General features: G+C 36.8%; 11 protein-coding genes. 10 read left to right on the top strand and 1 reads right to left on the bottom strand.

Translation table 11 applies throughout. The features are described from left to right. Window positions 1–591 precede the first annotated feature (591 nt). On the bottom strand, window positions 592–2892 hold the full coding sequence (locus tag KNO98_RS13505) for a CHAT domain-containing protein (protein ID WP_214701366.1): 2301 nt from the start codon (window positions 2890–2892) through the stop codon (window positions 592–594). A gap of 273 nt (window positions 2893–3165) precedes the next feature. Here KNO98_RS13505 and KNO98_RS13500 point away from each other — a divergent pair, with 273 nt between their 5' ends. The 10 genes from KNO98_RS13500 to KNO98_RS13455 all read left to right on the top strand — a co-directional run. Then, window positions 3166–4602 (top strand): hypothetical protein, encoded by a 1437-nt coding sequence (locus KNO98_RS13500; protein WP_214701364.1) that lies wholly within the window; start codon window positions 3166–3168, stop codon window positions 4600–4602. A gap of 861 nt (window positions 4603–5463) precedes the next feature. Then, window positions 5464–6531 carry a hypothetical protein gene (locus KNO98_RS13495; RefSeq protein ID WP_214701363.1) on the top strand — a complete coding sequence of 356 codons (1068 nt, stop codon included), beginning with the start codon at window positions 5464–5466 and terminating at the stop codon, window positions 6529–6531. A 589-nt stretch (window positions 6532–7120) separates the two neighbouring features. Continuing rightward, complete coding sequence (locus KNO98_RS13490; RefSeq protein WP_214701362.1) at window positions 7121–7453, top strand: hypothetical protein; 333 nt, start codon at window positions 7121–7123, stop codon at window positions 7451–7453. Window positions 7454–7903: 450 nt separating this feature from the next. Then, window positions 7904–8686 (top strand): ParA family protein, encoded by a 783-nt coding sequence (locus KNO98_RS13485; protein ID WP_214701361.1) that lies wholly within the window; start codon window positions 7904–7906, stop codon window positions 8684–8686. Beyond that, window positions 8683–9366 (top strand): DUF3102 domain-containing protein, encoded by a 684-nt coding sequence (locus tag KNO98_RS13480; RefSeq protein ID WP_214701360.1) that lies wholly within the window; start codon window positions 8683–8685, stop codon window positions 9364–9366. Before KNO98_RS13485 ends, KNO98_RS13480 begins: the two co-directional genes overlap by 4 nt. Next, window positions 9363–10139 (top strand): ParA family protein, encoded by a 777-nt coding sequence (locus KNO98_RS13475; RefSeq protein WP_214691631.1) that lies wholly within the window; start codon window positions 9363–9365, stop codon window positions 10137–10139. Before KNO98_RS13480 ends, KNO98_RS13475 begins: the two co-directional genes overlap by 4 nt. Then, window positions 10136–10939, top strand: coding sequence for a hypothetical protein (locus KNO98_RS13470; protein ID WP_214701359.1), 804 nt, complete (start codon window positions 10136–10138; stop codon window positions 10937–10939). Before KNO98_RS13475 ends, KNO98_RS13470 begins: the two co-directional genes overlap by 4 nt. 1024 nt (window positions 10940–11963) lie before the next feature. Further along, on the top strand, window positions 11964–12242 hold the full coding sequence (locus KNO98_RS14865) for a PqqD family protein (protein ID WP_371742822.1): 279 nt from the start codon (window positions 11964–11966) through the stop codon (window positions 12240–12242). Beyond that, a complete protein-coding gene (locus tag KNO98_RS13460) occupies window positions 12239–12661 on the top strand; it encodes a lasso peptide biosynthesis B2 protein (protein ID WP_371742821.1) in 423 nt (140 codons plus the stop codon). Before KNO98_RS14865 ends, KNO98_RS13460 begins: the two co-directional genes overlap by 4 nt. 22 nt (window positions 12662–12683) lie before the next feature. Continuing rightward, window positions 12684–14022: asparagine synthase-related protein (locus KNO98_RS13455; RefSeq protein WP_214701355.1), on the top strand; the 1339-nt coding region annotated here is incomplete at its 3' end.

Raw genomic sequence — 14022 nt, 5'->3', positions numbered from 1 at the left:
AGAAAAAAAGTGATTTTATTATGTTAGAGCATTAAAAAATAGACCTATTTATATTGTTTTGTGAAGAATAAAGTGCGGGCAGTAAATTAAAAGAAACGAATGGAATACTGAACTGGCACAATTTAGTCTCCGATTTAATTAAAAATCTATGTAATTTATACGATATTAGATGACACAGACTTTGTTCTAGTGTCTTTTTTGCTTTCCATTACCACGTTCTCGATTGACAGATTCAGCTGATGATAATGCTCTAATATTTCTCTATGAGTTTTAGTAATTAAGCTCGTTATCAGTTTAGAGCTATTTTAAAAGTTCACTTCTGCAATCGGATATTTGATACGTAAATCTGCCTTTTTTAGTTCCTTATTCATAATCCGTCTATTATTCTAAATTCATTTTTCCTGATCAAGTGGTATTTAATGCATTGGATTTCGAGAAAATACAAAAAGAATCATAAAAATAATCCCATAACAATTGGGTTTTCATGCCCAACTTTCATGGGATAGCTCAAATATAATTTTTCCATCGTTTGCAATTATTATTGAAAACAATTATAAAAATAAACATGTGAATTTATCTACCTAACCTTTTTCACATCGTGACTATTGCTGACATTGAATGAAAGGGTAACGATAAATCTTTTGAAGAATTATAAACTCTATCAATTAACTCTAATTGCGAGTTAATTTTTGCAAGCCTTTCTATTATTTCTTCTCTTCCCTTACTCATTGAGATTTCAGCCAGCTTTAAAGATGTAGCTAAGTCCTTCCCGTTGCAAATTTCTTCAATAGTAAATACACCCAATACAGCTGCTGCAAGTGAATCTACTGTCCATAAATGTCCCAAAACACTTTGAAAATCATTTAACAAACTTTCTGCTAAACTCTCAAAACTCATGCTATTATATCTTATCTCTGCTGCACTACTTTGACAGGCGTTTAAAACTAAATATCGCTTTTTATCTCGCGGAATTGAAGTCTCATTTAATTTCCTAATATTTAAATTAGAATCTTCAGCTACTACTATTTCAGACAATGAAGGATCGTCATAATTCAAATGGGCATGAGAAATAATCCAAATTAAATCGTAAGTGGGATTTTCATACTTCTCTATAAATAGTTCTTTTGTACATTCATTCCCTTTAACTATTTCATAATCAATGTTTGCTTTACTAAGTAAATATTCTATGCCTTCTATTTCAAATTGAGAACTATACAGAGTACCATCTGGATTAGCCCAGATTAGAACTTTTTTAATTTCCCCTTGCTCTTCAGTATATTTATTACTGCCTAAAACAGAATACACATGTTGAGTTTCAAGACTTAACAAAGAAATTATGGGTGAGTTGATCCAAGTGGATTCTAAATATTTAAATTGAACTGGATTTTCGATGTTATTCATCTTTTCTTTGATTCTTTCTAAGTCTATAAAACTTGATAGTTTTTCTATGTATTCGTTTGATTTCTCAACAGCTAATCGTGTAGGCGGTTTAATATTTAATGCCTCTAAATCCCCCGAAAAATATGTCCATGTGCCCTCAATTTCATCTTTTAGTGTAAGTATGTCAGACAAATTTATATCGGTCTTTGCCAATATAATTTCTATTTGCTCTTCATGATAGATAATAGTAAGCACCTCATTAGCTCTTGGATTTGGTGTTACTATAACTACTGACATTTTTTTGTATTCTTCATAATCATAGTCAAACGACGGACTGTATGTTTTCCACATTAAAGCTAACTCAATAGCAAGCTCAAATTGTTCGTATTCTACACAAGTTGTTAGACAGTAATTTAACAAATGACTATTTTTTCTTTTAAATAAGTTAAAAAGATAAGGATCCGTTATCATTTTACTTCCTAAATATAAAAAATTGCTAACAATTTTTCTGAAGCGAACAAAGTCAGGTTTTTCAGAAAGTAGAACTGCATGACTTCGCAAAATTATTGCACTTGAATAAAATTTTTTATCAATATCAGGAGAATCTTGAAATTCGAGTATAGATGTCTCAGCCCATACATAGCTTTCTGAAACAACTGTTAAAGTATACGCAATCATTCGTGCAGTCTCTAATCTGTTTCTTTTAATTTCAATACCATATTGGTATTCTAGGTTAATTATTATTCTTTTTAATTCTTCTGTTTTAGAGTTCTTTGATTTTAATAGCTCTGCATATTCACAGAAAAATAATATATCTGCTTGAGTTGCGTCTTCTCCTAAAATTGCAAAATCAACATACATACTATATAGCATTGAAGACTCGTCATCTAAATCGCCAATATACTTAGAATTTTTGAATTTTATAGCAGGTAATTCGAGAAGTATTTCTCTACTCCTTTTATGCTGAGTAAATAAGAAATTTGACAATCTCATACAATAAAACAATTGGAAATTTTCAGATTCTCCTCCTTGAGTGTCAGTAAAAGAATTATCTAATTTAATATGTGGATCAAATGATTTCGCTAGGGCTTTGAATGTTTCACCTGGTAATCCAATGGAATCAAGTCTCGCAGCCAAATTCAAATATAGTCCACTTGCCAAAAGATTTGGAACAGAAAAATCCGCATATTTTTTTAACAGTTTACGGTCTTCAAAAACAATTTTTTCGAAAATAAAGCCATTAAAATATTTTAATATTTTTGAGTGTTCTTTTCCCAATTCTACTAACGCATCACTAAAAGAGTAAACAAACTCAATGTGTAGATAGTACTCTTTGTCAGGTATAGATTTAGTTATTTTAACGCATAAATCTGAAACATCCGCTAAATCTTTAGATTGGTGATTGAAAGATATTCCTCTAATAATTTTATATAGTTTGTCAGAATTACTTTTATCAAATTTTTCAAGTTTTTTAATTACCTCCAAAGCTTTATTAAATTTAATTTTTAACATTTATTTACCTCGCTATTGTTAACTTTATTTTAATTAATAATATTAATTGTTAAACCTTAGCTTATCATTAAAGGTTTTAAATTTAGTTAGGTTTTACTTTTGATTTTATCATTGTTAACCATGAACAGGAGTAATAGTATTTATAAAATTTAAATTAAATTGTTTTTTTGAAAGTATGCGCCGGCGCACACTTTATGGTATTTGAAATAAATAAAAAACAAAAGTATGATTTTTTACAAATGTGCTATATTTAGTGAAGAAGAGGTGATTAACATGGAGAATCATTCATCCTCCATTAGCCGCTCGCAACAACTCATCATTTCTCAAGCGGTTAATACAATAAAGCAGCATGGTATGGAGGAGATCCTCCATAGTGTATCCATTTTTGATATTCAGGAATTTGTCTCAACACTCTATCAGGAGCACTATGCGCTTGAAAATATCGAAAGCGCCTATAAGAAGATTCGTTATTACTATTTTATGAAACTAAAACGCCGCTGGGTAAAAACAGCCGTGCGAAATTATCAAGAGAATCGTGGTTACAACAAAGAACTTCGAGCCAAACACGACATGATCTCAGCTTATGTAAAAGTTGCAGGTTTTGAAGGACTTTACAAAGAGTTTCACGTGAAAACAATTGAAGACTACATGAATCTCTGTATCACCGAGATTGAAGATTGGGCAGAAGATCCAAACCAACTAATCCATACGTATCCGTACTGGTCTCAAAAAACCGTCAATCAAAAAACTACGACGTTAAAAACAGATGTGCTCATGATATTAGGGGAAGTTGCGAAGGAAATTGATTCAACTAAGCGTGTAGCACATCACTCTCCAACGCTTGCTGTTGATATTCCATTTTTCGGGATGTCTGATCGCATCAAAAATAAGACTGAACAACTTGATGAGAAGCTCAATGATGCGTCACAACTTAATCTCGAGCTTTTGAACTACGACTCGGTCGTCCCGAAATATAAAGATGGCGTTCCACAGAATCTTTCTGTTCTAGTTAGTAAAGAGTTTATTCAAGAGTTAAATGGTAAAGTGCCTGATTTAGACGCGAAAGACTTCGAGGCTTTCACCGAGATCTTGTCATACCGGGATATCTCGTTCCAAACGAGTCGCAAGATCATCTTTCCACTTGTTCAATTAGTTGAAAAACTCTATGCTAACAAGAGTGGAAAGAGCTATGACTTAACAACAAAACGCCTTATGAAACTTGGTTATTATCGAGTAGCTGGGCACAATGAAGAAGGCGATTTCTTTATCCGGGGCCTCTTCTCTTCCGTTACCATCAAGAACGCCACAACCCTTGCGGATAGTCAGGTAATCGTCACAGTAGCTGAAGAAGTGTATGATGATCTACTCAAGCAGCAAATCGTCAGTATCTACGGTGAACAGATTGAACAGTTGAAAGGGAGCTTTGCCTATCATTTGGCATTCGTTCTTCAAAAAGAACGCATTGCGTCGCTTCAAACAGGGGAGCAAAGCCCGGTTCGTCGGCATTGGCGTCAATTTACTTATTCGATTCGCTTTAATAAATCACGAAAGTCAGAGAACTTGCGGGAACTTGAGGCAAATCTTGATCGCATTAAAGAACATGAATTTATTTTGAAAGATTGGCATCGCTCGGGCGACTACTATTTCTTCACGTTTTACCCGCTTGAATCATGGGAGCTCTTAAATCATCCCGATACATTGCTACTCTAATAGAAACAAAACATAGAAGAAGCCTGCTCTATTAAAGGCTTCTTCTTTTTTATTCTTACTCTTTAGTTTATGTTTCACATGGAACGTTTTTTGGTGGATTGATGATTAAATACAGGTGAACGCCAGCGTATAACTATCAGTTCCATCCTTTCAATCTACTCAATCTACAATTAAGTGATGTGATCAAATCATTTTTGCTAATTAGTTGAATGAACTCTTCGTACTGAAATGACACTTATGAGTAATTTAGAAAGAACATTTTTACCAAATTGTTCGCTTTAGGGTGAAATGATTCGTAAAAGTACGTACTGAAACAACATTTTAATTGAATTTGGTCGCAAATTGCCGTACTAAAATGACATGGCTCTTAATTTGGTCGCAGATCATCGTACCGAAACGACATTTATTTGGTTTTTGTCGCAATTTGTCGTACTGAAACGACACTTCTCAACTTTTTGATGAAAAATCAAAAAAAAATTAAATGTCTGTCTCTTAAAAATGGTCGCAAATCATCGTACTGAAACCGCATTTTCGATTGATTTGGTCGTGAATCGTCGTACTGAAACGACACTTTTATTAAAATGGTCGCAAACCGTCGTACTGAAACGACATTTCGACTACTTTTCGTATGAAATTTCTACTCTGAATCACGCTTAAATGGCTTTCTTAAGCAATTCCTCCTAATTTGGTCGCAAACCATCGTACTGAAACGACATATATTTATAGCTCAAAAATGGCTTAACATCAACGTTTCATCAAATTTGGTCGCAATTCATCGTACCAAACCCACACTTTGACACTATCTCGAAAGAACAAGATACTAAAACTAGCATATTTTAGGATAGAGGAGGTGTAGGGTACGTGGCTTACAAAAACCGTCACATTTTAGTTGCAAACAAACTACTCATCGCGATGAGTGGCTTAACTCGTTGGACGAAACGAGCTGATCACTATCGCTATGAACAGCATCACTATAACATCCCTACATGCTTCACTTCTTTTAAGTGGACAAAGTCGCGGATTCGCCATGTCCTCACACTTCTTTCTTATGCAGATGACCAAGGTAAGATTGAGTTTATGGAAGATACAGAGCTTGCTTCTTCCGCTCATACGTCTGTCCGTTCTTTACATAATAACTTAAAAACATTTGAGAGCTATGGCTTGTTACGGCTTGTCCGGCATTTCCCTGGAGTGCTCTCGATTGAACTAACCGATTATCTTGAGAATTATCGTGATCTTTATGTTGACGGAGCCTCTGTCGTTTCAAAGACCGGGTACACGTCTATTTGGCATGATCTTCTTTCCGAACTGCTCACACTTGATAATGTGAACGCTTTGCGCCTTGCGTTACGTACACTCGTACAAGTTGAAAAAGATATCCATGTTCAATCACATGACCAAGCCATCCTTACCTATGACGAGATCAAAGGCTTCTTGCCTAAATACTGTGGCCACAAACTTGCCATTCAAAAGATGATGGCTCGTTTGAAATTCCTTCAAGTGTCCCTTATAGAAGATAGCCGTCATTTCTTAAATGTGGTGAAGCAAAATCTCACGCTTAAAAAACGCGTTCAAGATATTTCGCGTCCAGTCCTCGTTGAATTGACATTAGACAAATCTCAAGACAGTAAAGTGATTCGAGAAGAAGAGCGTTCAGATGCTCAAATTGCTTGGTTCGAGTTGCGTAAGCGCGTTGGTGAGTTCTTCGATTTCGATGCACTAAAAGTAAGCCGTGAATCTCTCTACTCTATGAGTGATACGTTCGGTGCATCAGCGTTCCGTGAAGTCTTGGCTGACTTGAAACAAGCGTTTCTTCACCATCGTGAAGACTTAATTCATTCAAGTGAGCATCAACTCTTCTTCAAGGAGCCGATTCTTTACCTTCATCAACAACTAAAACATAAAGTTGAAAAATTGACGATCGCATGATGGTCTTTTTGGCATGCCTCATTTTGAAAAATTGTATGAAAGCATCCCGAATCTATATCCATTGTTGATTCATTCCATCAAAAGGCATCATAAATGACCTGTGTTTCATAAGGTCATTTTTATATTTTACATCTTCGGAAAAAAATCAAATACAATCGTTTTTATTTCAAATATATAGCGAATAAAATTGGCTGTTGGATATGATTTATCAAAAAGGAAATGAAAAAAAAATAGCCCCTTTGAATAAAAGAAACTATATCTGACATATTTACAATCTTCTAAATCTCTCGAAAACGTTGGTGTCAAACGGTTTTTCGGACTTTCATTTTTCCTAATTCTTTTAATCTATCTTTAATTCTTATTCATTCTATTTAATCTTTTTTATTCATAAGAATATGGTTTTGTATTCTTCTCTTAATCGATTAGATCTGAGTGTTTGATTACATGTACATTCTCTAACGACTTAAATCATAGTAATCGTTCAAAAAACCGTTCATACAATATCATGAAGATGTCACATCCATGATGACTTAATCCTATATACCCCTCATACAATAAAGTATATACCATCTTCTAGGAGGTCTTTCCTATGAAACGAAGTATTCGCTATGATGTTGATTATGTATTCGCTGGTTTTGACAATATTGAAAAGTATGGACATTGGACATATCGTGATGAAATTACAGATTTAGAACTTAAAAACGCTGGAGAAAACATTGAGAATCTCGTATTTACGGGTCAAATGTTAGATGAAATTTTTGCAACTGAAATTTTCTATCAGTATGTGACACAACAAATCGGTGCCCCTTGTGTCACCACCAATGCGATATTCGAACATTTACATAATGAAGATGACGGTGTCTATACACTAGGATCACTCTCTGTTTCGCTTATGGAGCCAACCTATCAACTTGACATGTAAATGTATTCTTCATTAGAGCTGCACGATTGTCTTCGCGTTTATTTGATTTCATCTTATCTATCGATATTTCCATGTTCGGTGTTTTTACTTTAAATATGTATGGGTTAGAAGCTGTATGCTCCTCTAATATCCACATATTCTGATAAAGGCTTAGCTCAAGTTGCTATGTATTATTCATTTACTAATTTCAAATTCGAAGACTATAACCCAAGGTTGTAGTCTTTTTTCTATTTCCAATAGTAAAACACTCGTGAGGTGAGAGTCGTAAGTATACATTTCGACGTCGAAATGTATACAAATCAGATGAAAAATTAAATTGTATAAAATACGTATACAATCTATTTTTAAATTGTATACAAAATATTCATTTGAATATGTAAGTTGTTCACTATTTTTAGTTGTTCCTTAAAACAGAGTGTGGCATCATAAGAACTAGAAAGGGGAGAGGACATGAACATATTAACGTTTTACATTTCGAAAGGTGGATCTGGTAAAACCACCTGTTCCTTGAACATGGCCTATGCATTAGGAGAGTTAGGGGAACGTGTTCTTCTCATTGATTTAGATCCTCAGGGTTCTCTTAGCAAACTAATGTTAAAAGAATCCGATACGATCAAATACATGACCATGTTTGATGTACATACACGAAATTTAGATATCAAAGATATTCTATTTGATGACGAAACGTATCATGTCAGTCTTCTTCCTTCAAATGAACGAAATGCAAGGTTAATTAATTTACTTTCTGAGCAAGATAAGCTCTTCCTATTAAAGGATATGATCGCACCGCTCGAAGATGAATTTGATTGGATCATCTTAGATTCAGTTCCTTCGATCAACGAACTCTCAAAAATTGTCTTGTCGACTGCCAATACGACCATTATTCCGTTTATGCCGAAAAAGCTTGTCTTTGATCAGCTAGGAAGTACCATTCGCACCGTACAAAAGGTGAAAAAGTTCTATAACCCAGATTTAGAGATTGCCGGGGTCTTACCTGTGGCGATGGACCATACGTTAAAAGCCGATAAAGAATACTTCGAAGCAATGGAACAAATTGCGTTGACTGAATCGTTGCCTATTTTACCTGTCATCAAACGATCGACATTTATTGAAAAAGCAGCGGATAGCGGAAAAAGTGTCATTCAATACCGCTCCAGAGAATCAAAACAGTTATCTGAACCGTTTCGAGAGTTGGCACACATGATCCGAACAGCCAGAGGTGATTCTGTATGAAGGCCAGAAATCGTAACATTCACAAAATCAAACCGAGTGAGCAACACCCTTATCAGAGCGGTTTAACGAATATCAGTTCACTAGTTCAAAAGCTGCCAATTTCAAAGGAAGTTGAAGATCTCGTTCATGAAATCAATGAACTCGCCAAAGTACAAACCATTTCCGTATTTGAGATTGGCAAACGTCTAGTGATCGCCCGTTCTGAGATGCATGATAAAAAAGAGTGGGGGACGTTTTTAGAAGCGGTCTCCATGTCCGCCTCACTTGCCTCACGATATATAAAAGCCTATGAAACACTGCATCCGCTCGAGTCATCGCTAACCAGTCTACCGGCATCCAAAATTTTTGAACTTATGTATCTCGATAATGTTGATGAGGTCGTCGAGCAAGGGCTATATATTAATGGTGAAAGAAGACAGGTCGAAGAGCTCACGGTCAAACAGATCCGTGATCTTCGAAAAGGGAACACTCATACACCCCTTAAAGTGAAACCTTTTCAGCAAGATAAAAAGTCATCTTCGATCTTGTCCGCGCGTATTCCAAGCGATCTTTCGGAACAATTTCAACAGTATGCCCATGCACATAATCGTAGTGTCAGTGAGTTACTAGCTGAAATGATTGAACGAACTGTATCAGACAATATAATTGAAGCCACAGATGAACAAGGAGAACAGTCATGAAGAAAATCGCATTGTACAATCGTAAAGGTGGAGTTGGAAAATCAACTACAACCATCAATTTAGCTCATGCCTACGCACGGGATGGCTTACGTGTACTCGTGATTGATGCCGATGATCAGGCGTCTTCAACGAATGGATTAGGTCTGACGAACGACTATGAAGGGAAAGTGCTATTGGATTGTCTACTCGAAGACAACGATCCATTTTATACACCGATTGAACAAGTCATCGTCACTTGTGAATATGAGACTGGAACGATTTACTTAGTTCCGACAAGACGGTCTGCTTCACCGAGTGATTTAACGAGTCAAATTGGTTATGAGTACCGACTTAGTGAAGAATTGGCCAAACTAGATGAATTATTTGATATTTGTTTAATTGATTGTCCTGGTTCGACGTCAGCGTTGAATCCTTATGCGCGCTGCGCTCTTGTCGCGCAAGATCGAATTATCATGCCTGTACAGATGCAAAAGTTTTCAATGGATGCGGTGTACTCGGCTCCTGAGGAGTTAGAAGAGATGAAGCGATTCCGAGAAGATATTCATATCGCAGCCTTTATCCCGACAATGGTCAGTGCACGTTCTAAAGGGGATACGACGACGGTAGAAGAACTTGAAGAGCTCGGGAAAGAGGTCGGGATTCCTGTCCTTACAACAATCCCGTATGCCGTTAAGGTACAAACCCTACAACGTGAATCTAGACCTGTGATTGATCATAAAAGCCCTGCAACGGATGCTTATTTACAACTTGCCCAGGAGGTACTTTCTCTATGAGTCGCCCTCGTAAAAAACATACGCCTAAAATTTCGACATTCAGTGCTAATTTACCGGTAAAACAAGGAACACAATCTAGTGAAGATCGTACGGATCAAGTGGAAGCTGTCAAAGAATTTTCTGCAACGACGACTATCACGAATCCGTATCAGTCCTTACCAGCAACCGGACTTTCTCGTATTATCACAAAAAAACTGCCCGAAGACATGGAAGGCATTGTTCAATACTATAATCACATTGATGCGATTCAGGCGACAAGTTTTGTCGAAAAGTGTCGTATTCTTGCGCATGCAAATAGCCTGTTCCGTGATCCGGAAACAAAAAAGGAATTTAAACAAGAAGAGGGAAATTGGAAAGACTTCTTAGCGAAGATTGGGATGTCTCATTCCCAAGTGAATCGTTTTGTTTCTTTTTGGAATACGTTTGGTCCGAATATTTTAGAAAAAACGATTGAACAAGATTTCAGTGCGACCAAGTTAGCGGAACTCTTGTCATGGCCGGAAGATCCAAAGCTCGCATTACTTGAGAGTAAGAAATATTACACAGCAAATGGGGACAAAACAGTTTATGAAATGACACGTGAAGAATTGCGTGAAGTGAAGCGTATGTTGATTGAGCGTCAGGAACAACGTGTGCTCGAAGTCGAAACTAAATCTGTGAAACCAATGCGTGTACAAATTCGGTTCACTGATTTAACAGATCCTTTATATGTTGGACTAACGCAAGCTGCGCGAAAAGAAGATGTGCCAGAAGATGAGATTATCCGACGGGCTCTTACCGCCTATTTGCATACGAATTGAACAGAATAATGAGTAATAAACTATGACCCACTGAGACTCCTAAGCTATTGGAACAGAGTGGGTCATTTTATTTAGGAAGAACATATATTGCTTGTTTTAATCAAGACAAAAATCTCGAGAGTATTATGGACGCTTTATTAGTTCTTAATAAGTTTTGGAAGTGGAGTTTGTCGTGGTCGGTGCTTCAAAAATACCCCTTTATATTGAAATGATGAATAAGAATGCTTCGTATCCTCCAACGCGAGATATTGATTTTCGCGAAACTGAGGGAGTTTAGGTAGAAGTCTAAGAAAATGAGTTCGGGACAAATAAGAAATCTGCTCGACTTGGTAAGTTCAATGAGAATGTGTTTTTTTAGATGGACTAGGGTGTCTTTCATGAGGTAAAAAAATCTTTGTATTCTGTTTTGTGAAACCTCGATTCGGCTTCCGTTTCGACCATTGGACGTTGATGCTTCACTTAAACGGCGAAAGTAGAACGAGATTTCAAAATGCTCCTAGACCTCAATTTATAGATAGAGAAAACTTTAAAAAGGGAAAGAGTCGTATACACTTCAAGGAAAAGTGTATACGACTCTTTTAAATTTGTTTTTCTTATTCTTATTATATACGACTTTCGGGGCCAGAAGAGGACCTTGATATCATGGACCACCAGAATGACATACATCCCTTGTTTCGAAAACATGTCACGAGAAGTGTGAGAAGATTTTCCTTGAACCCGTCGACGATGAACGGTTTCTTTTTTTAGTCATGTGTGCCACACATGTTTGGGGAAACCAGTCTAAGTTGATAACTACATTCTCTTAATTGATTGGTTATAGAAAGGAAGGGATCGTAAGGAATAAATTATGATATTTCATGATGGATTGAGGCTATGCGCTTGATCAATTTGAGAATGAGACAAACCAATCGTTTTTTCTGATAACGCTCATAAGACCCTTTAAACGCTAAAATAAGACCTTTTAGGGACGTTTGATTGAAAAAAAACATATATTTAGTTAAATTTTGTTTATACAAATAAAGGAATGATAAATATGTATAAAATAGACAAAAATGTAATTGTATATAGAGAGAATGGGGAAATCCTTTTAATAAACATGAAAACGAATAAATTCTTTGCTTTAGATGAAATCTCTACATATGTGTGGGAGCGGATTGCTAAAGTAGGAAAAGTAGACGACATCATCCATGATTTGGGGAGAAGATTTCCAGAGGCAAAACACGAGATACAAAGAGATGTGGATTTGTTTATATCATCCCTGGTAAGCGAGAAAATTATCAATAAAAGGGGTCGGATCTTGTGAAAGATTACATCTACCTATTCTTTAGATTATCCGTTCTGGACATGGAGTTGTTCTTAAGAGGTTTTAATAAAACATTCTTAAGATACTCCAAAAAATATGAGGTCGTGAAAAACTATTATGACCAGGAAGAAGAAATGAAAAAGATTTTTCCTGACATTGAGAATCTATTCTCAAAATTAGATGTCGTCTGCACTTGGTACCCAAGAAAAGCCGATTGCATCCACAAAACATTCTTGGGTTACCGGATTATGAGGAGCAGATTTTATATCCCGGTCGATATGAACGTGGGCGTAAGGAAATTTCCTTTCGAAGCTCACGCCTGGATCACTTGTTACGGTCAAAATTTTTTCGATGATGAAGAAGAGACATCTAAATACAACATCATCTTAACCTCTCTCAAAGAAGGTGAACATCATTAAATGGTATGCAGCAGTAATCAACTTGGGGCATGAACATGAAAAAAAACCGTTACTACTTAGAGAGAGGGTTGGTCTGAGATTCGGGAAGGACGTCTACTCCTCTGTCTGCGAGAGTCCGGATATTGATTTTGAACTCGTCAGCACCCACCCCTTCTCCTCAGCGTCCTATTACTCCGGAGGCATCTATGTTTTTGGGGATATCGATTTACATAATCGGCATGAATTGAAGGAGATGCTGGGTGAAGCGGCAGGTGACATATATGGTCAGGAAGAGCTCTTGATACGGTTGTTCGAAGAGACGGGCATGGACTTCGTGAAGAGATTGGTCGGGGTTTTTTCGTTCGTCCTCTATGACACTAAAAATGACGTGGCGTACACCGTGAGGGACCACATGGGGATGAAACCAATCTTCTGGGTCAGAGATGGACAACGATTGATTGTCTCTAGCGATATGTTTCTGATAAAGGACGAATCATCTGGCCATGATTTAAACGAGACCTACTTCTCCGAGTTCGTAGAATCTAATGGGATTGTGGACAGCGTCAACACTCCTTATAAAAAAATAATGCGGGTTCCCAGTTCTTCTTTCGTCCGACACCATATGTCAGAGAGTACGGTAAGGAAATATTGGGATCTGGCTGATGTGAATGAGCCATTAACGTTTCCCTCGTTAGAAGGATATATAAGCGAGTTCGATGATTTGTTTAGAAAAGCAGTTCAAAGAAGACTGAGGCGAGATAAATCGGACGCCGTCATGTTAAGTGGCGGGTTGGATTCGACGGCAATCTATGCGACAGGAAAAGAATTTGAATCAACATCTGATTATAGATTGGGTTCTATAAGTGCAGTTTTCGAAGAACTTTCCGAGTGTGACGAATCAGAGTACATCGATGGGCTTCTAAAGAAATACAACTCTGAAGGTCTCTTTAAAAACTTTGACAACATTTTGATGTTTGAAGGGTTCCCACACTCTATCCCCGTCTCAGACGAACCTAATGTCAACTCGCTCACCTATAATTTCACAAAGAAACTTATCGATTTGTCTGCAGCCAGGGGCCATACGAACATATTGAGCGGTTTTGCGGGGGACCATCTGTTAGGAGGTTCGGCATATGTCGCCTCTGATAAGGTCAAAGAGTTGAAGGTGCGGGATTCTTTAAAGATTCTCACGAGTTACTCGATAGGGACAAATACATCCGCCTTTAAGAATTTCAAAAACTATGTGGCCAGCCCGAAGGTCCTGGACAAGGAGTTTGGGGACAAGACTGGGAGGAAGTACAAAGAACTAAAATCTAAACTCGAAAGAATTAAAAGGGCGAGTAAGAAAGAATTGTACGTTCAGATGGCTCAAGCTAAATCTC

Origin of the sequence: Exiguobacterium sp. s57 (genome assembly GCF_018617685.1) — a bacterium.
GTDB classification, from domain to species: Bacteria; Bacillota; Bacilli; order Exiguobacteriales; family Exiguobacteriaceae; genus Exiguobacterium; species Exiguobacterium marinum.
This window is presented reverse-complemented; position numbering and strand designations above follow the sequence as displayed.